The organism is Anaerostipes rhamnosivorans (genome assembly GCF_005280655.1).
Taxonomy (GTDB): domain Bacteria; phylum Bacillota; class Clostridia; order Lachnospirales; family Lachnospiraceae; genus Anaerostipes; species Anaerostipes rhamnosivorans.
Genome location: NZ_CP040058.1, coordinates 232,564 through 259,327, shown reverse-complemented (window position 1 = coordinate 259,327; position 26,764 = coordinate 232,564). Strand labels below are relative to the sequence as shown.

Annotated in this window: 27 protein-coding genes and 1 other annotated feature; of the genes, 2 read left to right on the top strand and 25 right to left on the bottom strand. The window is 43.1% G+C overall.

What is annotated here, in order from left to right:
- Positions 1-3 precede the first annotated feature (3 nt).
- From AR1Y2_RS01260 to AR1Y2_RS01185, 16 genes are all read right to left on the bottom strand, one after another.
- Positions 4-2,655: a translation factor GTPase family protein gene (locus AR1Y2_RS01260; protein ID WP_137327333.1), complete on the bottom strand. Its 2,652-nt coding sequence runs from the start codon at positions 2,653-2,655 to the stop codon at positions 4-6.
- Between the two features lie 139 nt (positions 2,656-2,794).
- On the bottom strand, positions 2,795-3,595 hold the full coding sequence (locus AR1Y2_RS01255; protein ID WP_137327332.1) for a CheR family methyltransferase: 801 nt from the start codon (positions 3,593-3,595) through the stop codon (positions 2,795-2,797).
- 120 nt (positions 3,596-3,715) lie between these two features.
- The gene (locus AR1Y2_RS01250) at positions 3,716-4,822 is read right to left on the bottom strand and encodes an iron-containing alcohol dehydrogenase family protein (RefSeq protein ID WP_137327331.1); all 1,107 of its coding nucleotides are present in this window, start codon (positions 4,820-4,822) and stop codon (positions 3,716-3,718) included.
- A 198-nt stretch (positions 4,823-5,020) separates the two neighbouring features.
- Positions 5,021-5,256: a binding site (T-box leader), on the bottom strand.
- 91 nt (positions 5,257-5,347) lie between these two features.
- Entirely contained in the window at positions 5,348-5,935 is a 588-nt protein-coding gene (locus AR1Y2_RS01245) for a sce7726 family protein (RefSeq protein ID WP_137327330.1), read from the bottom strand.
- 24 nt (positions 5,936-5,959) lie between these two features.
- Complete coding sequence (locus AR1Y2_RS01240; protein WP_137327329.1) at positions 5,960-6,778, bottom strand: DNA-3-methyladenine glycosylase family protein; 819 nt, start codon at positions 6,776-6,778, stop codon at positions 5,960-5,962.
- A 38-nt stretch (positions 6,779-6,816) separates the two neighbouring features.
- Positions 6,817-7,422 carry an AAA family ATPase gene (locus AR1Y2_RS01235; protein WP_137327328.1) on the bottom strand — a complete coding sequence of 202 codons (606 nt, stop codon included), beginning with the start codon at positions 7,420-7,422 and terminating at the stop codon, positions 6,817-6,819.
- A 49-nt stretch (positions 7,423-7,471) separates the two neighbouring features.
- Positions 7,472-8,206 (bottom strand): GntR family transcriptional regulator, encoded by a 735-nt coding sequence (locus AR1Y2_RS01230; protein WP_137327327.1) that lies wholly within the window; start codon positions 8,204-8,206, stop codon positions 7,472-7,474.
- Between the two features lie 33 nt (positions 8,207-8,239).
- Positions 8,240-9,022: an SDR family NAD(P)-dependent oxidoreductase gene (locus AR1Y2_RS01225; RefSeq protein ID WP_137327326.1), complete on the bottom strand. Its 783-nt coding sequence runs from the start codon at positions 9,020-9,022 to the stop codon at positions 8,240-8,242.
- A 13-nt stretch (positions 9,023-9,035) separates the two neighbouring features.
- Positions 9,036-9,512, bottom strand: a complete 477-nt coding sequence (locus AR1Y2_RS01220; protein WP_137327325.1) for a PTS sugar transporter subunit IIB — start codon at positions 9,510-9,512, stop codon at positions 9,036-9,038.
- Positions 9,484-9,921: a PTS sugar transporter subunit IIA gene (locus AR1Y2_RS01215; protein ID WP_137327324.1), complete on the bottom strand. Its 438-nt coding sequence runs from the start codon at positions 9,919-9,921 to the stop codon at positions 9,484-9,486. The genes AR1Y2_RS01220 and AR1Y2_RS01215 overlap by 29 nt, the downstream gene beginning before the upstream one ends.
- 13 nt (positions 9,922-9,934) lie before the next feature.
- Positions 9,935-11,569, bottom strand: coding sequence for a PTS system mannose/fructose/sorbose family transporter subunit IID (locus AR1Y2_RS01210; RefSeq protein WP_137327323.1), 1,635 nt, complete (start codon positions 11,567-11,569; stop codon positions 9,935-9,937).
- Positions 11,570-11,590: 21 nt separating this feature from the next.
- Entirely contained in the window at positions 11,591-12,595 is a 1,005-nt protein-coding gene (locus tag AR1Y2_RS01205) for a zinc-dependent alcohol dehydrogenase family protein (RefSeq protein WP_137327322.1), read from the bottom strand.
- A 14-nt stretch (positions 12,596-12,609) separates the two neighbouring features.
- Complete coding sequence (locus AR1Y2_RS01200) at positions 12,610-13,455, bottom strand: class II fructose-bisphosphate aldolase (RefSeq protein ID WP_137327321.1); 846 nt, start codon at positions 13,453-13,455, stop codon at positions 12,610-12,612.
- A gap of 215 nt (positions 13,456-13,670) precedes the next feature.
- Positions 13,671-13,934, bottom strand: coding sequence for a DUF3795 domain-containing protein (locus AR1Y2_RS01195; RefSeq protein ID WP_137327320.1), 264 nt, complete (start codon positions 13,932-13,934; stop codon positions 13,671-13,673).
- 33 nt (positions 13,935-13,967) lie between these two features.
- A complete protein-coding gene (locus AR1Y2_RS01190; protein ID WP_137327319.1) occupies positions 13,968-14,501 on the bottom strand; it encodes a PadR family transcriptional regulator in 534 nt (177 codons plus the stop codon).
- Positions 14,502-14,602: 101 nt separating this feature from the next.
- On the bottom strand, positions 14,603-15,475 hold the full coding sequence (locus AR1Y2_RS01185; RefSeq protein WP_137327318.1) for an AraC family transcriptional regulator: 873 nt from the start codon (positions 15,473-15,475) through the stop codon (positions 14,603-14,605).
- Positions 15,476-16,067: 592 nt separating this feature from the next.
- Here AR1Y2_RS01185 and AR1Y2_RS01180 point away from each other — a divergent pair.
- A complete protein-coding gene (locus AR1Y2_RS01180) occupies positions 16,068-16,694 on the top strand; it encodes a YiiX/YebB-like N1pC/P60 family cysteine hydrolase (RefSeq protein WP_137327317.1) in 627 nt (208 codons plus the stop codon).
- Positions 16,695-16,705: 11 nt separating this feature from the next.
- A complete protein-coding gene (locus AR1Y2_RS01175) occupies positions 16,706-17,764 on the top strand; it encodes a hypothetical protein (protein ID WP_137327316.1) in 1,059 nt (352 codons plus the stop codon).
- A gap of 115 nt (positions 17,765-17,879) precedes the next feature.
- Here the strand turns inward: AR1Y2_RS01175 and AR1Y2_RS01170 are convergent, their stop codons facing one another.
- The 9 genes from AR1Y2_RS01170 to AR1Y2_RS01130 form a co-directional block, all read right to left on the bottom strand.
- Positions 17,880-19,031 carry an iron-containing alcohol dehydrogenase gene (locus AR1Y2_RS01170; RefSeq protein WP_137327315.1) on the bottom strand — a complete coding sequence of 384 codons (1,152 nt, stop codon included), beginning with the start codon at positions 19,029-19,031 and terminating at the stop codon, positions 17,880-17,882.
- Positions 19,032-19,052: 21 nt separating this feature from the next.
- Complete coding sequence (locus AR1Y2_RS01165) at positions 19,053-20,081, bottom strand: zinc-dependent alcohol dehydrogenase (protein WP_137327314.1); 1,029 nt, start codon at positions 20,079-20,081, stop codon at positions 19,053-19,055.
- A 20-nt stretch (positions 20,082-20,101) separates the two neighbouring features.
- Positions 20,102-20,782, bottom strand: coding sequence for an L-fuculose-phosphate aldolase (locus tag AR1Y2_RS01160; RefSeq protein ID WP_137327313.1), 681 nt, complete (start codon positions 20,780-20,782; stop codon positions 20,102-20,104).
- 13 nt (positions 20,783-20,795) lie between these two features.
- Positions 20,796-21,851, bottom strand: coding sequence for a 2-hydroxyacid dehydrogenase (locus tag AR1Y2_RS01155; protein ID WP_137327312.1), 1,056 nt, complete (start codon positions 21,849-21,851; stop codon positions 20,796-20,798).
- 41 nt (positions 21,852-21,892) lie between these two features.
- Positions 21,893-23,320 (bottom strand): PTS transporter subunit IIC, encoded by a 1,428-nt coding sequence (locus tag AR1Y2_RS01150; RefSeq protein ID WP_137327311.1) that lies wholly within the window; start codon positions 23,318-23,320, stop codon positions 21,893-21,895.
- 42 nt (positions 23,321-23,362) lie between these two features.
- The gene (locus AR1Y2_RS01145; RefSeq protein ID WP_137327310.1) at positions 23,363-23,662 is read right to left on the bottom strand and encodes a PTS sugar transporter subunit IIB; all 300 of its coding nucleotides are present in this window, start codon (positions 23,660-23,662) and stop codon (positions 23,363-23,365) included.
- A gap of 15 nt (positions 23,663-23,677) precedes the next feature.
- On the bottom strand, positions 23,678-24,133 hold the full coding sequence (locus AR1Y2_RS01140) for a PTS sugar transporter subunit IIA (protein WP_137327309.1): 456 nt from the start codon (positions 24,131-24,133) through the stop codon (positions 23,678-23,680).
- A 153-nt stretch (positions 24,134-24,286) separates the two neighbouring features.
- Positions 24,287-24,694 (bottom strand): hypothetical protein, encoded by a 408-nt coding sequence (locus tag AR1Y2_RS01135; protein WP_137327308.1) that lies wholly within the window; start codon positions 24,692-24,694, stop codon positions 24,287-24,289.
- Between the two features lie 11 nt (positions 24,695-24,705).
- Entirely contained in the window at positions 24,706-26,760 is a 2,055-nt protein-coding gene (locus tag AR1Y2_RS01130) for a BglG family transcription antiterminator (protein WP_137327307.1), read from the bottom strand.
- Between the last annotated feature and the right edge of the window lie 4 nt (positions 26,761-26,764).

Here is a 26,764-nt window from a genome sequence, read left to right as displayed (position 1 = left end):
CTGTCATTCATTGGTTTCCTTCAGATTCCTCAGTTTTTCCCGCTCCTCCTCTGACACAGAATCCAGAAGATAACGGCGTTCTTTTTTCTGTTTGTCGAGATATTCCTCCCGTAGTTTCTGGCTTGCCAAATTTACTTCCTCGAGCAGCTCTCTGGCGGAAAGCAGAGAACATCCCTGTCCCCTGATGATGATCTGTTCCAGCCCATCGGAGGTCGCCACTGTCACATCATATTTTCGTCCGTGTTCATGCGCAAATTTTTCTATATATTGATCGGCAGTCTCGGCTTCCTTCGTATAAACCACATGAATGTTATGGTAATCCAGAATTTCCGTATCGTGTCCTGCCACCCGGTACGCATCAAAAACAACGATCAGTTCACATTTCCTAAGCCCCTGATAGTTGCTCATAATATCCAAAAGCTTTCCTCTTGCCGCGTCAATATTAGCTTTTGCCAGTTCCCTCAGATCATCCCAGGCAAAAATGATATTATAACCGTCCACCAGCAGATACTTTTTCCCTGAAGTTTTCTTGACCGCTGCCCTGGATACAGAACTCTTATAATCTTCAATAGTCCTTTCCAGTTTCTTTTTCTTCCACCCGCTCTTCTGCTTTCTGTTTGCAAAATACGTCTGCTCAATGATCCGGTCAATCTCTTCTGTGTCGATGAATTCCTCTTCTGTGTACGTCTGCCGTACCGTATCATCTTCGTTAAGATTTCCGCCGTCTGAATTTAACTGGCTGTCCAGATGCATATAGTCCTTCACCTGGTCCCAGCTCACCGTAAATCCTGCCCCGTGGGAACAAAAAACAGATCCTGTAGGATTCTTTACATCTCTCTCAGAATCATAACCAACCTTTTCAATCACCTCTTTGGCATTGTGGCATGGCTCATAACCCTTTAAAGTACAGAAAAGACGCCCTTGTCCTTTTGTATAGGCGATGACTTCCTTCTGGTAATCGCACATTTCTGATACCGGCGCGCTTCCGGCCAATACTGACATCTCCCCTTCCGTCTGGGGATTCTCAAAACTGCCAGACATCCGCTCAATATCCGACATAGCCCGTCCCACCATCTGCTGAGGCACTTCCAGCCGGAACTCGTAGTACGGCTCCAACAGCACACTCTCTGCCTGTTTCAGTCCCTGGCGCACTGCCCTGTAGGTAGCCTGGCGGAAATCCCCTCCTTCTGTATGCTTTAGATGGGCACGGCCCGCTGCCAGAGTGATCTTCATATCTGTGACCGCCGAACCTGTGAGCACACCCGGGTGCTCCCTCTCCTGTAAATGCGTCAGGACCAGCCGCTGCCAGTTTTTATCCAGCATATCTTCACTGCACGAAGAATCAAACTGAAGGCCGCTTCCCGGCTCCAATGGCTCCATTAGAAGATGTACTTCCGCATAATGCCTCAAGGGTTCAAAATGCCCCACACCTTCCACTGTGTTATTAATGGTCTCTTTATAGACAATATTTCCGGTTCCAAATTCTATAGAAGTATCAAACCTTTCCTCGATCAGGCTCTTTAATATTTCCAGCTGCACCTCTCCCATGATCTGCACCTGAATCTCCTGGAGTTCTTCGTTCCACACAATGTGAAGCTCCGGCTCTTCCTCCTGAAGCTGTCTTAACTTGGGCAGCATCACGCTGGCACTGGTCCCTTCCGGCAGGATGACCTTATAAGTCAGGACAGGTTCCAATGCCGGTTCAAAACCACCCTCTTCCATCCCGAATCCATGACCCGGCTTGGTTTTTGTAAGCCCCGTGACCGCGCACACTGTACCTGCCTGTGCTTCATCTGCCGTCTGATACTTTTCTCCGGAGTATATGCGGATCTGATTGACCTTTTCCTCCTCATCACCGCTTTTTAAAACTGCCTTTACTTTCAGCACTCCTCCTGTGATCTTAAGATGCGTCAGGCGGTTCCCCTGACTGTCTCTGGAAATCTTAAATACCTTCGCACCAAACTCCGCAGGATATTCAATCTCTCTGGTATAGGTCTCAATCCCCTTTAAGAATTCGTGAACACCTTCTGATTTTAACGCCGAACCGAAGAAGCATGGAAAAACCTTTCTCTCTGAAATCACTTCTCTCACGCCGCCGGTGTATATCTTCCCTGACTCCAAATATTCATCCAGAAGCTTTTCATCGCTGACCGCGATATTCTCATAAAAATTCCCGCCATCCTGCATGGAAAAATCCACACAGCCTTCATCCAAGTATTTTTTTAACTCTTCCAAAAGCAGTTCTTTATCTGTCCCGTCCTGGTCCATCTTGTTGATAAACAAGAATACCGGTATCTGATATTTTTTGAGCAGACGCCAGAGTGTCTGGGTATGGCCCTGTACCCCGTCAGCCCCGCTGATCACCAGGACCGCATAGTCCAATACCTGCAAAGTCCGTTCCATCTCCGCAGAAAAATCCACATGTCCCGGCGTATCTAAAAGAGTGACTTCCATATCTTCAAAGGCAAACACAGCCTGTTTTGAAAATATGGTGATCCCTCTGTCCCTTTCAAGCTCATGGGTATCTAAAAAAGCATCCTTATTGTCTACCCGGCCCATACTGCGGATACTTCCGCTCTCATAGAGAAGCCCCTCCGAGAGTGTTGTCTTACCCGCATCCACGTGGGCCAAAATTCCGATCACTAATCTTTTCATACTATACTCATTTCTACATTCATAATAACTTGTCTTACTTATTATACCTTATCAAGAAGACCACGCAAACCTCAAGGTAAAAATACGATGAACCATATAATTACAGCCCCAGATTTTCTATCTGAGGCTGTGTTTCATTTTATTTCTTCTGATATACAGAGTGCCCTAAGAACTCCCATTTCCCATGTCCCGGACGGATAATCTCTCCATTTCCGAGAAACAGGTATCCTCCCGGTTTTAAGCTTTGATACAGACCTTTCAGGATTTCTTTTTTCTTCTGAATATCCATATAGACGATCACATTCCGGCAGAATATCACATCGTACTGGTTCTCAGGCCATTGAAGCTCCGCAAGATTATGGTAACGGAACTGTACCATCTCCTTCAGCTGCCGTATAACCGCATATGCGCTGCCATCTTTTTGAAAATATCTCATCTTCCAGTCTACCGGAACTTTTACCAGCTGTCTTGGAAGATACCTGCCTTCCTCGCCCTGTGTAAGCTCGTGCCTGGCAATATCAGTTCCTGTGATCTCGATCTTGGGAAGCTTCCATCCGCGTCTCCTGCACTCTTCGGCGGTAATAGCGATGGTATAACACTCTTCTCCGGTAGCACATCCTGCGCTCCATATACGGAATGACTCATCCTCTGTGCTGTTTTTCAGCTTCTTTAGAACCTCCTGTTCAAGATAACGGAACTGTCCGCTCTCCCTCATAAAATAAGTATAACCGGTGGCAGTCAAGTCAATCAGCTTCTGTTCTTCCTCCGGATCTTCCTGTACCGCCTTCATATACGCTAAAAAATCAGTGAGATGAAGCCTTTCTAATTCATGCTGAATCCTACATTGGATCAGGTTCTTTTTGTTAGAAAGCTTCATCCCATATCTATTCTGAATATATTCTGTCAATGCGTCATATTCGTCCTGGTTAATCTCAATCATTTCTTCTACTCCTAAGCTTCGCAGAGCTATCTGTCATTCATCGATAAGCTCTACTTTACAACTCTTTCTTGGTCTTTTCAAGATGTTCCGTTGAATATGGACATTATTTCTGTAATTTCTCTAATTCATTCTTTTTTTCAATGCTTTTCCATACCTATTTGTCTCTCTCATACATCGAATAAAACTCTCTTTTGTGACCCCGCTTTTTTTCGGACGAAATTCCCATTCTGTGGTCGTTATGGCCTTCTCTGCCATCGCCTCAAATTCATCCTCCGAAACTTCAATATCATCAAAACATACCGGCAGCCCCATACTTAAGTTGAATCCGGCAATCCGCTCTCTCTCCTCAAGCTCTTCTGCAAATGTCAAGAGACACAGAACACCAAGAGATACCACTTCTCCATGAAGGTGCTGGTGGCCGCCCTTTGTAACCGTAGACCCGTAATATACACAATGGGCCAGGCTGGAATTATAATAATAATGAGGTGCGTTGCTGACCATATTGGATACCAGACCTGTGCTTATAATGATATCCAGTGTTACCTGCTCCAGTGCGTAAGAAACCTGTTTATTCTTTAGATCCTCCAGTGCCTGTCTTCCATATTCAACTAGGGGGCTGGTGCAGATGCGGCTGAGCTGTACGCCCATCATAGGTGTATGGGACAATTCATCTTCCCTGGATGCGAACACTGCTTCACATTCCTTGCTCAGGGCATCCCCAATCCCTGCCCATAAAAGCTCTTCCGGAGAATCCGCAATAATAGATGATTCTATAAATGTATGATCCGCCACTTTCGGATAGTAATATTCCTTGAAAGAACCATCCGGATTGTAAATTACGGAGATCGCCGTAACAGCAGCACAGTTAGAAGCCACTGTAGGAAAACAAAATAACGGTTTATCCATTTCATTTGCCAGGTATTTGCACGTATCACATGCACGTCCGCCTCCCACGGCAAAAACCATGTCTGCCTTTTTTACTGCTTCTAGCTGCATCAGCGCATTTCCGTTCTCATAAGTAGAATCTCCCCCGTACCAGACAAAATCCAAGATTTCCATATCAGAATCTTCCACTCCCTCTAAAAGCTTTTCCCTGGCCTTTGCCATAGCAGTCTTTCCGCCGATGACAACCGCGGTCTTTCCAAGAAAACGCGCAGTCTTCGGAATCTCGCCGTAACACCCCTCTCCTATTGTATAACTTGGTAAATTTACACTGTAATAACCCATAAATAAAACTCCTTTCCCGGCGTAGCTACAGAACAAGAAAGAATCCCACAAGCGGGATTCTCCGCCTGCGGCGGGTCGCATTGGCGACATAAATCCTTACCGCCGCAGTGCGATCCTCGCGGAGCGTTTTTTATGTCATAGGAGGTTCCGTAGGAATTTCCTATGACATAAAAAAAAGTCTCTTTATGTCCGAAAACATAAAGAGACGAAATAATCTATCATCCGCGGTACCACTCTTTTTTGCACAATCATGCACACTCTGGATATCTGACAATATCCGGCTCTGTAACGGGAGCTCCCGTCTTAAATTACTCTTTTACTTCACTCAAGCCACTCCCAGGTGATGTAAGGCTTCCCGTTCTTTCCGGCTTTCACCAGCCGCCGGCTCTCTGCAAAGACTAAAGGATGCTCTCTGTCCTGATCATCGTGTTTTCACATTTAATTTTCTTTTATGGAAGTTATTATAGTCCTGCCTGAGAGAATATGCAAGTTCTTTTATTGGCAAGGTATAATGACCACTCTCTCTTAAGTTCTTCCTGCCTTATATTCACGGATCATAGTTTCAATTTCATTGTAATCCCGTTCAAATAATTCACTGCAGATCTGTCTCCCCAATTGTTCAGGCGGTACCTTCTCAACGATCTTATCAATGACAAATATCTTGCTTTTCTGCTTATATTTAGGAAGCTGGTTTAACTCCTGAATATGTACTAACTCTGGCCTCCACAAAAGACTCAGCTTCTTGTTCCATATAACTTTCTTGTTTATTCCCGGCTCCCGGAGTAAGTAAAAATCAACCTCCCCTGCGATCTCTTCCACAGTGATAATTCCCCACCACTCTGGAACCTTCTCTTCTACATGAAGTGCGTGGCTGGAACCCACAACAACATAATTATAATCAAAGAACCGGTCATAATCCTTCACCTGCCGTGACAGCCTGGCATAGGAATCAGCATCACTTTTAATCTCGATGCCATAGACAGCATACTCCGTGACCATAACAATATCAGCACGGGAACGTCCCATCTGCTTTTCCTCGATGATTCTGATTTTCCCATGCCGCTCCTCCAGGAAATCAAAAAGAGGCTCCCGGATATCTTTGTCGTATAACATATCAACTCCTGGATAAGGTAAACCCTATCCTATTTTCTTTCCCATCAGTTCATAGTAAAAAATATACTGCTGCATCACACCTTCACACCCTTTATATCTGTCCATTGGGAAACCTTCTGGATAATATCCGTCAAGTGCCTGCCTGATGTGCGTATCCACCGGGAATGCCTCAAAATGGTGCAGGGAAAACAGGCAAATACAGTCTGCTACCTTTTCACCTACCCCGTACAGCTTCATCAGCTCTTCCTTCGCCTGACCATAACTCATGTGCCGAATCTCATCCAGATCAATTTCCCCATCTGCTACACTTTTAGCCGTACGGACTACATATTTGCTCCGGTAGCCCAGATTGCATTCTTTTAATGCATCCTCCGGCAGGCATGCCATGGACTTTGGCGTGGGAAAAGTGTAATAGATATGCCCGTTTGCGTCTTTCCTTTCTTCCCCATATTTTTCGCAGATGTTATCAATACATCTGCGGATACGAATAATATTATTCTGCTGCGAGATCAGGAAAGAAACAATCATTTCCCACAGATCCTGATTCAGAATACGGATGCCAGAGCCAAACTCCGAAGCCTCTTTCAGATATTTGTCCTGCTGGTCGATGGACTCTCTGTACTTTATGTAATCTGTGTCCAGATCAAAATAACCCTTCCAGAAGCTTTCAAACTCATCTTCTTCACAGTAAAAAATACATTGGTCCCCCTTTTGAGCCACCTCCAGGTGCCTGTCCCCCGCGATGACTGAATATGTCTGAGCATCCTTCTTAAGCATACGGAAACACTGGCCGGAATCACAAATCTGTGCTATGTCAAAACATTTGATTGTTTTCGTTATCATAAGTATCCCTGCATCTTTCTATTTTGTCAAATCAGTAGTTATTCTAACAGCTTATCTATACGGTCTAATACTTTATTGTAATTTATGGAACTGTAATCCGTAACATCCAGTTCCAGCAGTTCTCCCAGAAGGAACTTATCATACCCCTTATGTTCACACCGGTCTCTGAACGTCTCATATGACAACAAGGCATCGGCCTTGGACCGGTCCTCCATGACATCTCCTAAGTGATATCTGGTCACCAGATGTGCCAAATGCCTGGAGGGATCTAAGTCTCTTTCCCTGGATCTTTGGTATAGAACATCAATGTCCCCCAGCAGCCGGATCGTAACAGCCTGATATCCATATTGTTCAGTCAGTTCCTCAAGCCTCCCTTTCTGCTTCTCACTGAACGGATAGTCAGAAATGATTATCTGCCCCTTACGCATCCCAGCCCCTAATGTTTCATAATAAATCTTCCATCCTCTTTCTTCCAATGCCGTTTTCTCTTCCAGGCTGTCAAAACCCCAACGGTCCCACAGCTCCTCCTTGATCTCATCCTGGGACACAACAATAAAACCGCTGTGTCTGCCAAGGATCTGATTACACAAATATGTCTTCCCTGTTGCCGGATATCCGGCAAGAAGAATGATCGTCTTTTTCATAAACATCTCCTAAATAAGCAGACTGCCGTTTTAAAACGACAGTCTGTCTTTATAGTGCCAATTCAACTGTCAGATAGTAGGTATCTGCCCGGTAATAAGCTTCTACATATTCTCTTGGAATGTTTTCTTCGTCAAACGAGATACGTTTCACATAAATGAGCGGTGCCCCTTCTTCGATCTTTAACAGCCTGGCCGTCCGCTCGTCTGCCAGGATTGAATAGATCTTTTCCTCAGCTTTAGCAAGCTTGATATGGCAGTGGTTCACATAATAGACTCTCAGGGATTCCTTGGAGAAATCCCTCTCCATAGCTTCAGGAACCCACTGGTGGTCTAAATAATTGATCTCAATGTACATAGGTTTGTCGTCAGCATACCGGATTCTCTCCAGCTTAATCACCTTTGCCTTTTCTTCTAAATGAAGATTCTCTGCAACTTCACTGTCCGCCTCTATAACGGTCTGATTTAGAACCTTTTTGGAGGCAACTCTTGTTTCTTCCCGGTGCTCTCTTAAAAAATTGACAATCTTCTGGTTATCACTTTTTGCCTTCAGGCTTTTCACATAGGTGCCGTGTCCACGCTTCTTCTCGATCAACCCTTCGTCTGCCAGCATGTCCATAGCCTTGCGGACCGTGGCCCGGCTGACCTTGTAGCTGGCCATCATTTCACTTTCCGCAGGTATCAGGTCTCCGATCTGATACTTCCCGCTTACAATATCCTGATACATAAAATCATAAATCTGATAGTAAAGCTGTTCCCTGCCGCTGAAATCCAATTCATGTTTCATCGCTTACACCTCTCTGCAACTATATTTCTAAAATTATTCCATCAACTCTCCTCCGACCAGGTTGATGGACTGTCCGGTCAGATAGCTGGAACTGTCCGTAGTTAAGAAGATCGCCGCATCTGTGACATTTTTCAGATCCACCAGCTTGTGCATCGGAATATTCTTCTTGAAATACGGAAGTACCTCTTCCGGATCAAGATCACGTTTTTTCGCATATTCGTACTTTAATTTTTCCCACATTTCAGTAGGCACAATCCCCGGACAAATGGTATTCACCCGGATCCCCTCGTCCGCGAACTCTTTCGCGATGGACTGGGACAGTCCCTGCACTCCGTATTTGCTTGCACAGTAAATCGTCTGCCAGGAGCTTGGCTTCTTTCCGGACAATGAGGACATATTGATGATCGTCCCGCCGTGGCCAAGCATCTCCCTGACTGCTGCCTGGCAGCATAAAAAGGTTGCCTTCAAATTGACATTGATCGTCAGGTCCCAAAGCTCCTCGCTGCTGTCCAGAAACGGAGCCATCTTTGAAAATCCTGCGGAGTTGATCCATGAATTGATTCTACCATATTCCTCTGAGACTTTGCATGTGTTTTCATCAATTTGTGCCTTCACGGTCACATCAGTCTTGTAAAAAGACGCCGTCCCTCCAAATGCCTGGATCTCGTCAACGACCTTCTGGGATTTTTCTTCATTCAGATCAAAGATTGCAACCTTTGCACCTCTCTTTGCAAACTCTTTTGCCATGGCAGCTCCCATTCCGCTTCCGCCGCCGGTGATCACGGTTACCTTGTCATCTAATCTCTCCGTATTCATCGTAAAACCTCCTTTATTTTTTTATATACTCTGCAATGCTGACCTGCTTATCCTGAGGCATCACCTGCACAAAAACGTTGACCCCTTTTTCGATCAGTTCCATAAAGTTTTTGTTCTCATCCGGGTTTGTGGAAATATTTTTATACAGCACGCTTCTTCCTTCTTTTGCTCCCATTCCACCCACGTCGATCTCGTCGATCTTTATTCCATGATCCACAAGATAATTGAGGATTTCCGGTCCCTTTACCAGAAGAATCGTAGGGGCATCTAGTCCCTGGCTCATAAACTCTGCCGCATCCTGCCGGTTAAAGATCCCAATGGCGATCTCATCCGGCACCGCCATCTCCAGCACATTAATCATAAAATCATCTTCCGCCACTTCGTCGTCTGCCACGATCACCTGTACTGCGTTTTTCTGCTTAATCCATGCGGTCATTACCTGCCCGTGGATCAGTCTGTCATCAATTCTTGTTAAGACTAAGTTTTCCATGCTTTTTCTTACCTCCTTCACTTAAATTCATTCCTTTCACTGCCAGTGCCTCCGGTGATGTGGCAGCTCCGATCAGTTCGTCCAGTGTACTCTCCCCAGTCCTTGCAAACACGAGCGTGATCAGCATCGGCATGTTCATGCCTGAGACAAGTCCGATCTTATGGTCTTTTGCTAAATATCCAGTGCTGTTAAACGGTGTTCCCCCGGTCACATCCGATAAAATTAGGGTCCCTTCTTTTGACTCATGTTCCTCGATTTCCTTTAAAAGCTTTGCCCGATAGGCTTCCGGCGCCTCTCCTGGAAGAAGAGGGACAGCCGAAACTGCCTCCTGTTCCCCTGCCACCATGGTTAAACTCTCCAGAAGTCCCTGGCAGAAATGTCCGTGGCTTACTAAAATGATATGTATCATGATTCCTCTCCTTCTATCCTACAAATCCCAGAAGTCCTAAATATGATGCTGCAATTCCAATGACAAAGATACCCACTACAATCCATGTGACATTGATCTTCTTAGAAACTAGTTTCCATACGACCAGTGTGATGACTAAAGGAATCAATCCCGGAAGCAGTGAATTGAGGATTTCCTGGAACTTCACCACTCCGCTTCCAACAGAAACCTTAAATGGAGTGTTGACTGTGATCCTTGTAGCCGCCATACATCCCACAACCATCAGCCCTACAACGCTGAATGCATTGGTAACTTTATCAATAACACCATTTTTCAGGATTTTCAGCAGTGTTGACTTCCCGTATTTGTAACCATTCATAAACATGAAGTAACCACAGGTAAAGATCAGGACTTCAAATAAAATAGTGAAGAAAACAGGTCCGATGTAATTCCGGTCCAGAGCCATGGTGCAGCCAATACCCGCTAAAATCGGGAACAGGATTCCCTGCATAACCGTATCTCCGATTCCTGCCACCGGCCCCATGAGACCGGTGCGGACGGAATTAATATCTTCTGCAGACACACTCTCTCCGTTTGCCCGTGCCTCCTCCATAGAAACCGTGATGCCGTTGATGATCGGCCCGATGGTAAAAACCTCAGAATTATAAAATACCATATACTTCTTTAACTCCCTTACACGGTCCTCGCTTGATTCATAGAGACGCTTGATCGGACCGAGCATCAGGTTTGCAATACCAAGGGCCTGGAGGCGCTCATAATTATAACAGGCTTCTGTGCTGGTAGTGGCCATCCAGGTTTTAACCAGGTCCTTCTTTGAAAGCTTCTTCTTATAATCCTTTACAGAAGCCTCCTCAGTATAATCTGCACGTTCTTCGTTCTTTTTCAAGGTCAGGCGTTTTACCTTTTTCGTTCCTTCTTCTTTTTTATTATCGGACATAAACATGACGATTGCAATGATTGCCGCAAAGATTGCGATGGCCATGATATCCAGTTTTAGATAGATGGTAAGGAAAAATCCTGCAAAAAAGTAAGGGACCAATTTTTTCTTTCCAAGATAGTTAAGCAACATAGCAATTCCAAGTGCAGGCATGATCCCTCCCACAACCTGCAGCGCGGATACAAGACTCTTAGGAATGGCATTGATCAATGCCGTACCCCACGATTTCCCTGACATGACCAGAGCAAAAGCGGGAATGCCGTATAATACGAACGCCACCAGACAAGAGGGCAGAAAATTCATCCACCGTACTCCGTTGATATTTCCATTGTCCAGCATGGCATCGGCTCTGTGAATCCAGAAGGAATTTACCGTCATATAGATCTGGTTCAGCAAAAGCCCGAACATGCTAAACGGAATCGCAAAGGTAACTGCCATTGTGGGACTCGCCCCTGAAAGAATTGTCATTGCCGTTCCGAAGATGCCCGCCACGATGGTATTGCTCGGCATAGTTCCCCCTGCGGAGATCCATCCCAGATAAATCAGCTGGATGTTGGCCCCGGCAAGCATTCCTGTCATGGGATCTCCCATGAAGATTCCTGTCAGAAGCCCGGTTGTCAGCGGATATACCAGACATTTTGTCACCGGGCCGAAAAACCACCATTGCCCCATTGTTGCCAGCAAAGCTACTAAAACTGCTGAAAGTACCATTCTTAATCCTCCTTTTTCTATTTAATGTTTCCCGCTCAAGCGGACCATTACTTTCCCTTTTTTTGCATTTTCCTGTGTTTTTAATTCCTCTTCCATCTCTTCCAGAGAAAGGCTTGCGCTGATGATCGCATCTGTATTCAACTTTCCGCTCTCCAGTAATGCTACCGCGCGTTTTGTTGTATGCGGGTTTAAGTATGATGTATAAATGCTGAGCTCCTTTGTATAGGCTTCAAACTGATTCATCAGGATCGGCTGGTCAGGATCACCCAGGCCAAACAGCAGGACCTTTGAGTTCTTGCCTGCAATCCTAAATGACTGCTCCATGGTCTGCTTAAGACCGATACATTCAATGACATAATCAATGTTCAATCTCTCTGCGAGCTGTTCAATCTCTCTGTCATCAACCGCATAATCCGCTCCCAGTTCCAGTGCCAGCTTCTGCTTTTCCGGCTCCCTCTCGACCACAATAATCCGGGATGCTCCTGACAATTTCACCATTTGCAGCATGAGGCTTCCAATAGATCCAAGACCATAAATAGCCACTGTAGCTCCGCCCTGTATCTGAATCAAATCCAGTCCATGGATCACACAGGACAGAGGCTCTGCAAAAGCCGCATCTCTTAAGTCAAGGTCTTCTGAAACTTTATAGACGTTCTGCTCCGGAGGGTAGACATAATCGGAAAATCCCTTTGCCACCCCATGCCGTTCAAGGCAGAAGTTCGGAAGTCCCTGCTGGCAGTAAATACATTTCCCACAGCCAAAGCTGGGATCTGCCGCTACCCGGTCTCCTGGCTTAAAGTATTGGACATCCGGTCCTACGGCTGTCACGATACCTGAGCACTCATGTCCCAGAATGATTGGCGGGATGACGGGACTTGCCCCATTCTTCCCCTCAAATTTATGTATATCCGTTCCGCACAAACCGCACCAGGCCACTTCAATCTTTACTTCATCACCCTTCGGCTCCCGTTCCGGGATCTCTCTCACCTCATAGGTTCTGTCTCCTGTATAATAACCTGCTCTCATCTGCTTCACCTGCCTTAATTGAGATTTTTAAATAGTTTGATCTTGCCCTGGACTACTTCGTTGACTGCCTCAATACATGGGACAACGTTATTCCGCAGAGATGCATTTTCTGAAGTATGTCCGAAAAGCTCTTTTGATTTTTTTGTCCATGTTACCAGGAGCTCTGTACCCACATTGAATTTCCGGATACCAAGGTCAATGACCTTTCTTACATCTTCATCCTTAACTCCAGTACCTCCATGAATGACCAGCGGCAGGTCCACCGCCTCTTTGATCTCCTTGAGACGTTCAAAGTTAATGTTGGTCTTAGATTTATATTGTCCGTGATTCGTCCCAATGGCCACAGCCAGTGCGTCAATCCCTGTCTTCTGTACAAAAGTGACCGCTTCTTCCGGATCGGTGTACTTAACCTCTGCCTCGGAGGCCGCCACCCCGTCTTCAGTACCGCCTACGATGCCCAGTTCTGCCTCCACAGAGACATCATGCTTTTTTGCATATTCAATAATCTGCTGTGTCTTTAAAATATTTTCTTTCAGAGGCAGGGAAGATCCATCGAACATGACAGAACTATATCCTGCATCAATTGCTTCTTTGATATCTTGATACTCTTTTGCGTGATCCAAGTGGAGCACAACATCAATTCCCGCCTGGTCTGACATGCTTTCACACACAGATACCAGATTTCTGTGCCCCACATAGTTTGCCGTTCCCACACTGGTCTGTATAATGACCGGAGTACCCTGCTCCTTTGCCGCTGAAATAATCGCCGGAAGCATTTCCAGGCTATGGGTGTTAAATGCTCCTACTGCCATATTTAATTCATCTGCTTTTTTCAGAACTCTGTTTAAACTTGTATACATTGAAACCTCCTCGACCGTCTGCTGTTCTACATTGCCTCCCGTACCGTTTTTTTGTTTCACCTCCCGTCTGTCCGTCCTAATATTATAATGTACGGACGTTTGTACTTTTGAATGTATTATACAACGCTTTTTTTGATTTGTAAACAGTTTTTAAGCCAGGGAATAAAAAAAAATTCCCTGGCTTTTGCTGTCTTCTCATATTTTGTATCTATTTATCAGCGGTTTTCCTCCGACCAGATCCTGCACTGCCGAAGCTTAGGCTCAGGGTCAAATCCTTGATCTACCCCCATTGTAGAAAGCATCTCACACGGAAACTCTGGACAGACCCCGCAGTGATCAAGCGTCTTTTCCTCGCAGCAGGCCTTCACTTTACATTCACCTCCCCAAAACGGAAGCTTCATCTCCAGGCATCCCTTACAGTTGACCTGCTCTTTTCTATCACAAGAATTACAGCAGACTCCGCACCTTGACTCAAACATTCCTCACCCTCCTATGATTCTACTACTATTCCTTCAATCCTCACCTTCCTGCAGATATTCCTGCCGGAATTCTGTGATCCACTCGGTGAGGACCTCTGTGAGGCGCATCTGCTGATCCAAGATGGTCTTTCCCGTCAATGGAACATGCTGTCTCTCCTCACTTTTTTCTTTGATTTCTTCCCTAAGTTCCTGAATCCCTCCTTCCATCCGGCCGATGAGCTCTGCTCTCTTGCTCTCTGAGACAAAATTCAGGTTCATTACCACCGCATTAAAATCCAAAAACAGCCTCACCATTCCTCCTGAAGCTTCTTCCATCAGCGTGAGAAAATACTTGTCACCCTGATCTGTGATATGGTAAACCGTCTTCTCCGGCATCTTCCCTTCCTTGACAATCTCTCCTAACAGATATCCCTTCTTTTCCAGCTGTACTACCTTTTTGTAGATTGAAGGGGTACTGACCTTCACCCACCATGAAATATTCCTGTACTCAACATTCTTCTGCAGCTCATAGGCACTCTGAGGCTGTGCCTTAATCATCCCCAATACTATTAAATCAATTGTCGCCATCTTGTCCCTCCATTCATATATTTTATATTACTATATAATACACTATAAATCAATATAAAACGGCCAGTCCTCACTGGCCGTTTCACATCTGTCTGCTCTATTTATTTTGCCGCTACTGAAAACCACAATTCACAGGTGTAATCTTCTGACTTCACATTGTCCCCGGGATATAATTCAATACACATGCCGCCTGACGGCTGATATCGGTTTGTAGGGAACACTTCTGTATAGACCTTCTTCATGAGATCCTGGAAAGCACCCGGCAAAGGTCCCGTACAGGAAAATACCATCCAGGTATTCGCCGGTATCTCTTCTATCGTAAATCCTTCCTTTACTTCACTGCCATCATATGCAGCAGCTATGGCATAATCGAAATCCCCTTTATCCGGGCTGTCAAAACATACCCCCGCCACTGCTTCGCCAAAGACCCCATCCGGACGGATATAACTGCACAATGCCTCGATTGTGCCGTCCTTGCCGCATTCCTCCCATGTCCTATGAATCTGCTGCTGGCCGATCTCTGTGCCTCCGGTGTACCTCTTTTTCTTAGCGATCACCTGAAAAGCATCTTTCTCCTCAATTCTATAATCCATCACTGTTCCTCCTTCTAAGATAAGTTTTACAGAGAGACGTGAAAAGGATCTCAGCCTTGCTTTGTGGGATCTGGCCTCAGATGGTCTGATTCCATGAAACTTTGTGAAAGCTCTGCTGAAACTCTCAGGACTGTCGTAGCCATACTTCAGAGCGACATCGATCACCCGGCATTTTGTGGAGGCCAGTTCACTGCCGGCTAGCGTCAGCCTCCGGCTGCGGATATACTCTCCCAGGGTACAGCCGCAGAGAATCCCAAATACACGCTGAAAATGAAAATTAGAGGAATATGCCTGCCGGGCGACCTCCTGATAATCAAGCTCCTCCGTCAAGTGGGATTCTATATAATCAATTGCGTTCTGAAGACCGGAAATCCATTCCATGTTGTTCACTCCCTTCTGCTGTAGAAACAGTATAGTTGAAATAGTACAAGAAAGCCTGACAATTTGTGCTGGCCCGTGTGAGGAATAATTTGACATTCATCTAAAAATATACTATAATCATAGTTGTAACATAAGAAAGTTCTTGTTTAATTTTATGTAATATATAAATGAGGATCAATGCAATGATGAAAAGGAAGTGATGTCTATGAAAACAACAAAATCCATGTAATACAAGTGGCCGCCAAACCTGCATCTGCAAAAGCAGATAGAAGTATCACATGGATATTTATAATTTTAGCATGTGTAATTGTACATATCAAGAAAGTAGATTTAATTATGACATTTTCACCAGTTCTCCGGCTTGCTGTCTCAGGGACGTAATGTCTGCTGGAGATGGCTGTTGCAAGACAAAAGGTGCCACCTACGATAGTTTTTTCTTCATTGTCGGAAGGAGGCCTTTCCAGAGCCGACTGGAGACAATGGAGAAAAACTCATACCTTATCGTGCGAAGCACGCACGCCCGAAGGCCATAATATACGGGATGCCCTGTGGGTATATATATATTTACTTTCATCAGAGAAAGGATAGAAAAATGACATCTTCAAAAATAAAAAGTATTTTATTAATAGCATCACTTATTTTATTTTCTGCAACAACTGTTAGGGCTGATGATACTAATAATGAAGTTTTCAATGAAGAAGGCATCAAATCACTTGAAGCCGCGATTAACAAAAAGCCGGTCGTTTCAGAAAATAACACTGTTAATAGTAACCTTCTAAGAGCTAATCCAAAAGGTTATCCTGAAAGAAAAGGGATCATTCTTGTGACCAAAGATAAATATAAAGGGTTAATTCCGACTGGGCATGCTGCAATCATATATAGCCCTAATACTGTAATAGAATCCCTAAGTAAAGGTGTGACGCAAGGAAAAAATAACTGGTATAAAAGTAAAACCACTTGTTATGGTGTAATGGCGAAAAGGGCGTCTTTAAATCAAAGTGCTTCAGCAGCAGAATGGTGCAAAAATAAAATAGGCAAACCTTACAATTATAACTATCTTAATGTGAAAACCAGAAAGAAATTTTATTGTTCCCAGTTAGTTTGGGCTGCCTTTAAAGACAAATATAAAATTAATATGAACCGATCAGAGTATGGAGCTGCAGTTCATCCTTTGGAGTTAGTTGCATCTTCAGAAACAATGCTACTCTACCGAAAATAGTAGGAGACTCTATGATAAAAAAAATTATTTTACTTTTACTGACATGTATTATAATCTTTTCTACTGCCTGTAGTCATAAACAGAACAGCTTTAGGAATTTTGAATTTTGTGTAATCGAGACAACAGAGCAGAAAAATCAAAGTATTTTATCTTTTTATGATAAAAATTTCAAGAGGATAGGTCAGCATAAGATACCATATGCAGATTACGGGAGTCTTTTTACCCCTCCTGTTGTCATGAACAATAATGTATATGCAATTCCAGAAGGAGTGCCCTATGTCAAAGAGCTGGAGATTGTATTGGAATATCATTTAAAAGATGGAACAGTTACCGAAATGAATTTTAAAAAACCTGGTTTGTTCAGCTTTGCTGTTTCCACAGATTCTATTTATACAACAAATATGCTAAATGGAACATCATCAATCAGCAAATACCATAAAAAGACTGGCAAGGTAGAAAGAATCAATACACCATCAACTATCCGTAATTATAATTTTATTTACTCTTGTGATGACGGAGTCTATGTTACCGCTAATCAAAGCAAACAGAATAATACCAAAAGCTATCTAATAAAAATCAATCCAGATCATTTCAGGATCGAATGGGAAAAAGATATTAGTGATATTGGCAGTGAAACAACATTTTTTTACTCAGATAATAAATACCTTTACTTCACTGTTCCAAAAGATAAAAAATATAATCCTGAGAGCTATCTGGTAAGAATGTCTTTTAAAAATCAAAAAATCAGAAAAATTAATTTACCTTATTATAATCCGCAACAAATTAAGCCTTATAAACATAAGCTGTTAATTACACACAACGATATGCATGGAACGGGTAACAATATTACAGTATTCAATCCTAAGAAAATGCAAAGCAAGCTGCTGACATTAGATCATAATATTGATCAGATGGAAGTAAAAGATGATAAGATCTATGTACTGGGAGAAGATATGATGTACCGATACCGTTTAGAAAAAGACAAACTACTTTTAGAAAAAAAGACAAATGTGCAGACAAAAAAGGGTGGCAGCATTTACTATTATATCAGTAGCTTTTTTGTAAAATGATTGCCACGAAACTTTAGTCAGTTCGGTCTTTTCCTGTTGAACAAAACACTTTATCTATTAACCAATAAAGAACGGTCAGATTACAGGCCGCTCTTTATTGTGCTTTATTTTTTACTTACCCATAGTATACCTTGAGAATTAATTTTTTCATCTCTTCCGCTGTCGGCGAAACCGGATTAAATGGGGCTGCCACGTCACCCATAGCTTTTTGTGTCAGCTTATCCACATTCTTGACAAAAATGTCCTCCTCCACTTTTTCTTTCATGGATTTTGGAATCTTTATCTTTTCACTTAACTCTGCAACCGCATCTGCCAGTGAAGCTTTTCCGATATACATTGCAAGCTCATCATACATTCTTTTTACTTGTATATCCTGGCTATTATATTCTAAACCATAAGGAAGCACAATTGCATTAGCAAGCCCATGAGGCACTCCATATTCTGCTCCAAAGGAATGTGCGATCCCATGGACAATCCCTAATCCGGAATTAGAAAATGCAATTCCTCCCATACAGGATGCCGCCAGCATATCCGCCCTTGCCTCTTCGTCTTCCGGGTTTTCATACGCCTTTACTAAACTTCCATACCCATAAAGAAAAGATGCCAATGACATTGCCTTGGAAAATGAATTTGCAGCCGGGGTCACATAAGACTCTATGGCATGTGTCAGGGCATCCATTCCCGAAGCAGCCGTTAAACTCTTTGGCATTGTGGCCGTAAACTCAGGATCTAAAACAGCCACATCCGGGACAAGTCTTCCGTTCATATCCCTGACGGAATATTTTTTCTTCTGCTCAATATCTTTGATCAGAGCCGCCCTGGTCGCCTCACTACCTGTTCCGGCGGACGTGGTAATACAGCAGACTTTTGCTTTTACCCTCAGATTTTCAATCGTATTCGGAGGAATCGTCTCATCCAATGTCTTGTAGGAAGGATTCTCATAAAATACCCACATAGCTTTTGCTGCGTCCATCGCCGATCCCCCGCCGAATCCAATGATCCAATCCGGCTCAAAGGCCTTCATTTTTTCCGCACCCTTTAATATCGTTTGAAAACTTGGCTCCGGTTCCACCTCTGTGTAGGCTTCGTACTCAAAACCAGCTTCTTCTAATATATCCGTTACTTTTTTATAAGAACCAACCTCCATAAGAATGTCCCCGCTCATGACAATAAATGCCCGTTTTCTAGGTCCATTTAATGTTTTCAGCTGCTGCACTGCATTCTTTCCCCAATACATTTTTTCACATCCAAGTTTAATAGAATACATGTTATCACCATCCTTTTGTGTCTAGTAAACAATGCAGTTTTTAATCACCTTTTGGGCTGCATGTTCAAGAACCGCCTCTTCTAACCTCTCAAGCGGATATTCATTTTGAATAAAATCGTCGCTTCGGATCACTCCCATTTCTAACAATTCCAATGCACTCCTGACATGTCTTGGCGTTGTATGGAATGCGCCTTTGACCGTTATCTGAGAATAATGCAGAAGGGTCGCATCAATATGCAGGATACTATTTTCCTTTGTGCCCCCAAACAGAAGGACAAAACCAGCTTTTCTGGCCATCTTGACACTGTTTTCCCATACGCCGATCAGGCCGGTTGCCTCGATCACAATATCTGCGCCTCTGCTGCCTTCGGTCATCGCCTTTACCGCACTGACACTGTCCTCAATCTCTGAAATATTTAATACCTCATGGACCCCCAGTTTCTTTGCCAGCTCCAATCGATTCTCTGCTTTATCCGTGACGATCACATGTGCGCCTCTTAGAACTGCTAGTCTTGCAAACATCAGGCCAATAGGACCCGCCCCATTTACCACTACCACATCGCTTAAATGAATCGGGCACTCTTCAATCCCGTATACAGCACAGGAAAACGGCTCCATCAGTGACGCGCTTTTATGTGAAATGGAATCCTTTAGTATAAACATGTTCTGCTCCACGATTCTCCCCGGTACTTTCACATATTCTGCATAGGTTCCCCTGTTAAACATCATATCTTCACACATAGACGGAAACCCTTTTTTACAGTAATAACACTGGCCGCAGGGGGCTGTATTGTGCACAGCTACCCTGTCTCCCTCCCTGAAATTCTTTACATTTCTGCCCACTCTGGCGATGACGCCTGAGAATTCATGACCAAAAGGATGAGGCGGCTTCAATAATGGGTACCCTCTTTTATATATTTTCACATCAGTCCCACATGTGGTGGAAACCTTATTTTTGACAAGTACATCCCCGTCCCCGATTTCAGGCATTTCGCATTCTTCAATTCTTAGATCTTCTTGTTGATACAAAACAGCTCTTCTCATCTTCATTCTGATACACTGTCCCTCCATCAGTAACAATTGGACTTCTGTTCTTCTTTGTCTTTTTTGGGCTGTCCGTATGACTTGAATTTCTCCATAACAACGTCCATTTCTTCGTCACTTAAAATAACCGGCTCACCAATTGACATTGCACGATACTGCATTTCCGCGCAGAATTCCATATTTACAGCCAGGCCAAAGGCTTTTTCAATACTAGGTCCGCATGTTAAAAGGCCATGATTCGCAAGTAAAACAGCTTTTCCTTTGTTGCAGGCTCCAATCGCTGCCTCCGCAAGTTCGGGAGTTCCGAATGTACGGTATGGCGCACATGGCACTGTTGCGGTTCCGGCGCCTCCGATCACATAATGCAAAGCCCTGAGCGGCATATGTAAGCATGCGAATGTTGTACAGTAAGTCGAATGTGTGTGCACGACTGCCCTTGCGTCAGGTTTATTAACATAAAAGATGGTATGTAATCCCCATTCACTGGAGGGCTTTTTATCACCTTCAACAACCTTTCCTTCCAAGTCCATTACAACTACATCTTCTGGGACGGTCTCAAAATACCCTACACCGGATGGGCTGATAGCCATTAACTGTTCTTCTGCATTATAAATACTGATATTTCCGCTTGTCCCTTTGCTTAAGCCGGCAGAACTCATCTTTTTACCGTACTCTACAACCAATTCTCTTTCTTTTTTTAACAACATTTCGTTCCCCTTTTTAACGTGTGATCTGTTTTAAGTTGACTGCCATATCGCTGGTTTTTGTCTCCCAAAAATGATTGATCGTATCTGCCAGAAGCTTTGGAGATTTTGGCAGGGCATCCACAACATTTCCGGCATTATGCGGTGTTAAAGTAATGTTATCCAATTTCAGAAGCGGATCATCCTGATCTAATGGTTCATTCCAATATACATCCAATGCCGCTCCGCCGATCCTTTTGTTTTCTAAGACATCAAGAAACGCTGCCTTATCTAAAACCTTGGCCCTGGATGTATTGATCAGGTACGCTGTTGGTTTCATGAGACTGAGAACTTCTTCATTAATACTGTTTTCAGTCTCAGGTGTTACCCTTAAATGAAGTGATATGATATCCGCTTCTCTGAACACTTCTTCTTTCTCTTTCATGGTTACTGCAATGCCTCTGGAGTCCATAGCTTCCTGGGTCACAAACGGGTCATAAGCTATGATATTCATTCCGATTCCGGCTGCTTTTTCTGCCACTAAACGGCCAATATGTCCAAGTCCTATGATTCCCACAGTCATTTCTCTCATGGCAGTGGTATAACCTGAGTTAACATATTCCTTTCTCCAGACGCCCTGTTTCATTGCTGCATGGGCTCTTGCAATATTTCTTGTCTCAGCAAACATTAAACCAACAGCAAAATCTGAGGTTGCCTCCGCATTTCTGATCACATGAATTACCGGGATATTTTTTTCAGTTGCCGCATCCACATCTATATGCTCCAGACCCCCGCGGCAGGTTCCGATGAGCTTTAGATTTTGAGCCATCTCGATTAGTTTTTTCGGGACTGGACAGAAGTGGACCAGTAAAATATCCGCGTCCTCAATTTCCTTATACAGTTCTTCCGGGATCTCCTCTGCATCAGGCCCATTTGTTTCAATGTTTAACGCCTTTTTCTGAAACTCCTTCCGGTCATCTGCTTTCCAGACGATCTTTTTAATCTCAGTGTCATCATTTATTTTCAGGCTTTCTGCAGCTTCTGCCAGCAATTCACTGCTCACAATGATGTCCCCTGCTACTACGATCTTCATAAATTCCCCTTTCGTTTTTAGAATATCATTTGTTTCAAAGCTTATGCCGTTTGGCCGCCCGAGGCCTCAGCTGCTGCGCGTTCTCCTCCCATTGCATTGGATTCTAAATAATCCCAGACCTTCTGTTTATTCTTCTTAAATAATACGAAGCACACGAGATAAACTGCTATGACAGCTCCAATCACGATTGGATTCATGGTCAAAAATGCGTATGTAATCAGTCCTGCAGTACAGTTTGACAGAATAAAACCGATAATCAAGACAGTGCCCGCAGTCACTTCATAACCAGCCTTCACTGCAATATCTGTAAATACAGCCGCCCAGGAAGATGCCATTAACAGCTTTGCACAGAACACGATACATGCCGCAATCCAGGATTTAAAAATGTTACCGTTTGATAAAGAAACCGGTACTTCCACCATATACGGAAGTGAAGGTAAAACCATTACAGGAAGGACAATATTGCCGGGAAGAACGAAGGCTAACAGCAAGGCCACCGGGATCACCAGAAGGCCTGTTGTCAATGTGGCTGCTTCTCCATATCCCAATGCATCATTTACTGCGATGATAAACTCCCGGTCCTTTCCATATTTTGATTTCTTTAATGTTTTTCTTGAGTAATCCGTGATGACAGTAAATCCTGATGCAAATAATCCAGCAATCTTAGGAAAAATTGCCATTACCGCAGAACAGGTGACCGCAACGTCTGCAACCTGACCCCATGAAGTCATCTCATTTAAAGTCGAGATATTTCCAACAATCCCAAGAATCAAGCCAACGATCAGCCCTACATACATAGGTTCGCCCAGGAATCCGATTTTCTTTTTGATCGCGTCCGGCCTTAAATTAATCTTATCTGCACCGAGTTTTCCGAGTACAAAATCTAAAACTAAGTACAGCGGTACATCCCCCATATGATGCGGCGCTATCATTGCACAGCCTGGATAGTGGTAGTATGTTGACCATCTCTTTTGCACAATTTCAGCAAGCAGCAACACCACCAGATTGACAAAAAGCATAAGAACAAATGCCATCACCAAGTTCCCTTTAATCTGGTATAACAGCGATCCCCACACGATGATTGAGTAATTGTTCCACAGATCTGACGGCTGAAAGATATCTGTGATCTTTACAAGAAAGATCACGATTTGAAAGACCAGCCCCACCCCGATAAACATCATTCCAATATCTGTGGAGTAAGCCACCGATGCAATGGCCTGCCATCCTACATCCAATGCCGGAAGATTGATGCCTGTCTGTTCGATGAGTTTTGTTACTAATGCTGACAATACGGTGCCGAACGCGCTGGTTATAAACGCCATTCCTTTTAAACCAACGCCGATCAGCACAGCCGACATAAAGGCCTTCTTTATCGGAGCTTTAAATATTAAACATATGATAAATATGATGATCGGCACGGTTATGTAGTTGCCGAATGTATCAAAAAACAGTTTCAGTGTGTCCCACATATTTTTAACCTCCTTGGTGAAATGTCTACCTGTATCTCAATGCTACAGTTCTAATTTCTCTACCTCCTGCATCAATTCTTCGATGAATTCTTCTTCATTGATCCCCACAAGAAAGCCTGTGGCATTTAGGATCGGAACTCCATAGCTGCCCTCCACAGGACTTGTATAAACGATCAGGTCATAGCCTCCTCCCTGCATCGCTCCGGGGACACCGCCCGGGCTGACCTCTGTGGCTTCCATCTCGTATCCTTTTTCTTCAAATATATCTGCTAATTTTGAAGAAAGCATTGCTGAACTCACTGTCCCTGAACCGCATACTGATAATACTTTAATTGCCCTCATAATTTCCCTTCCTTTCTAACTCTCTAAAGTTTTTAAACAATAAAGGATCTCTGATTTATCTTTGGAATCCCTGATCTTCTTTAACAGCTCTCCATCTTGAATAATCTTCATCATCTGTTTCAGCATGTTAATCTGCATATCCGAATCTTTAATTACCAGAGGAATAATCACTTCACAGTCCAGCCACACATCCTTTGTTCCCATTGCACAGAATTTTACGGGCTCTCTGGGAATAATGACCCCTACTGCCGGTTTATTCACATATGTATTGTTTGTGTGTGGAATCGCAATAGCCACTCCTTTTCCAGGTAGACCGGTGGGATATACTTTCTCTCTGTCTATCACAGCCTGTGTATATCCGTCTTTCACATACCCTTTTTCATAAAAACTAGTTCCGCCAAGTCTAATACAATCTTCTGCCGTTTTAACTTCGGCATCCAAGATTACAAGTTCTTCATCTAGCAGTTTCAAAAATCGTCACCTCTTTCCATATTTAGATTTAAACAGAATATTTGGTTATCGATAACTTAACTTCTAAGTATATTTTATCATTGGTCTATTCCATCAAAAAGAGCAGTTTTATTCATTTTTTATTTCTTATGTTTTACATTTTTTATACCTATTTTATAAAGAGAACATGTCCCATGCCGTAATGACAGATCCAAACACAATAAGAAACCATGAAGCAAGGCGGACATACCTAAGTGTTTTTGGAATTCCAAATCTTTCGTAGTTATGAAAATGCATAAATACCAGCGGCCACTTACATAGACAGATTCCTATGACGATCAACGGTATATGCGTCCACCAGCCTTTCATGGAGAAACCCATGAATACTAAGTTGAGAACGGCACAGATCCCAATAATCACATAGGCTTTGAGCCTCGAGGTTTTGTCCCATTTTATAAATCTGGATGTTTTGTTATAACAGTCCGTACTGCAGCATTGTGCTTCTTCTTTTTCCCTTTTCATCCAAACAATAACTGGCTTTTTTGTGATCGGCTGCCCGCAATAAATACATCTTTTCTCCATAGAATCCTCCTTTACTCATTTGCTCCTTTCACAGCAAGCAATAAATCTCTCCCGTTTTCACTGTCACAATAATTATAAATCTCCTCCAGTACAGGGAAATGTGTATTTTGATCTACGGTTACAAAGAAAATAAATATTTTCCCTTTTATCTCCTCAGATATCTTTATCCTTTCCTTTGAAACAACAATTTCATAGTTTATCTCTACATTTAGGTCTCCGCGCATTGGGCAGTGAAGCACTACAACATCTTCGGTAATCTCATAAAATTTTATTTTGTTATGGTTCATCATGTTACATAACCTACTGTACAGCCGCTTCCACGCATTTTCTCCAACCGCTTTTTTACACCCCTGCATAAGCAGCTGTTCTTTGCTGCTGTGTGCAGACAGTAGAGAATATCTTTTCTTTTGAATATATTCCTCAACCGAATTCAATTTTTGGTCGATTTTTCTGTTATCTACCTCAAATAAAATCCGCAGAACGTTAAAATACAGTTCATTCTCATCTACGGTGCCGCTTGTGCTTTGGGCGGCTGCCGCTATAATCCTCTGAATTGTTCTGTCATACTCACCTATCACTCCACAACGGTTCATAACATGGATGATCTTTTTCTTATCAGCGTCCTCCAGAACAACATTGGTAAACACGATATTCTTTCTCTGTGCCAGCAGCTCTGAATACCCCGTGGAAATGATCAGCGCAAACTCATCCAAATCGTATTTTTTAGCTTCAGAAATAATACCCAGCTTAATGTCTACCGCGCTGCCGAACAGTGTTTTTAACTGTTCTTTTACCAGCGTTGAAGTTGCCATTCCGTCCGCGCAGAGTGCCAGGACTTTTGAGACATTGCTTTTTTTATGAATCGTCTGATACTTTTCATCGCTTATAAAATAGATTGTCAGGTATGCGATCTCATCTGATGTCAGCACCTTTGCCAGATCATCTTTCATCTCTTTCACTGCTCTCTCAGTGAAATCATATATTTCCGGATACATTCTCATAACATCCTGGACCAATGGATTTGTAGATTGAACCCCATATTTCAATCTATAGTACAGCGGTCTTATATGCCCTTTTAACCTTGTCATTAAACGGGCCTTATTATCAAAAGAAATACAGGCAATACGTTCAAAATTAACAACCAATGCCTTAGTAAAATTAGATATATACAAGTCCTCCTGATCCTGAGAAACAAATTGTGCAACTTTTATACCTAATAAAAGCGTAGCAATATAATATATCTCGGATTCAGGAATTTCTAAATTGTAAACCTTTAGTTTTTCAAAACTGTGTTTCAGAGACTGATACGGTTTTGTCTCAACCAGAGTGACTTTCTCTTCTGTATGAAGGTTCATTGTATAACCGTCCATACTCCTGATCCATGAGATCAGGATCATACTGCATTCCAGTTCTTCATTTTCCAGAACCAGCTTTATATTTTCATCTTGTTCATACTGTTTGATCAGGCATCTTGCGATCTCCAGATAATCATAGTCCTCCCCTGTTATGGTTACTAAAGATTTCTGCATCCATTTTTTTAGAATATCTTTTGGCTGGAAATTCTCTAATTTTTTTATTTCCTTTCCAACAATCTTTCTAATTGCAAACTCTTCTCCCTGGAGCACATACCCAAATTTGATTGAACTCGCAATAGCAATATCCTGGTCTCCCAGAAGTTTTTTCCACTCTTTGATATCCTTCAAGATGGTATTCTTGCTGACATCAAACAGGTTCTGCATTTTCTCGATCGTCACAACCTCAGTGGAAAGCAGTATCATCAAAAGCTCCAGGATCCTTCTTTCCTGTACAGAATAATAATAGCCTCCGTTTTTTCTCATCTCGGCCTGTAACATTTCGATTTTATTAGATTTTACACAGATGATTTTAGACTGAATCTCCAGCTTTCCCAGCTCCCTGCTTTGCAGCCAATCATTAATCAGTTCAAAATCATAGTAAAAGGTTCTCTTGGTTATGTTTAGTTTTTCAATAATGCGGTCGACAGTATAACCCTTTTTTTGTTCTAGTATAATTTTTAAAATATACGCTGGCCTGCTTTTTAATTCCAAAGAA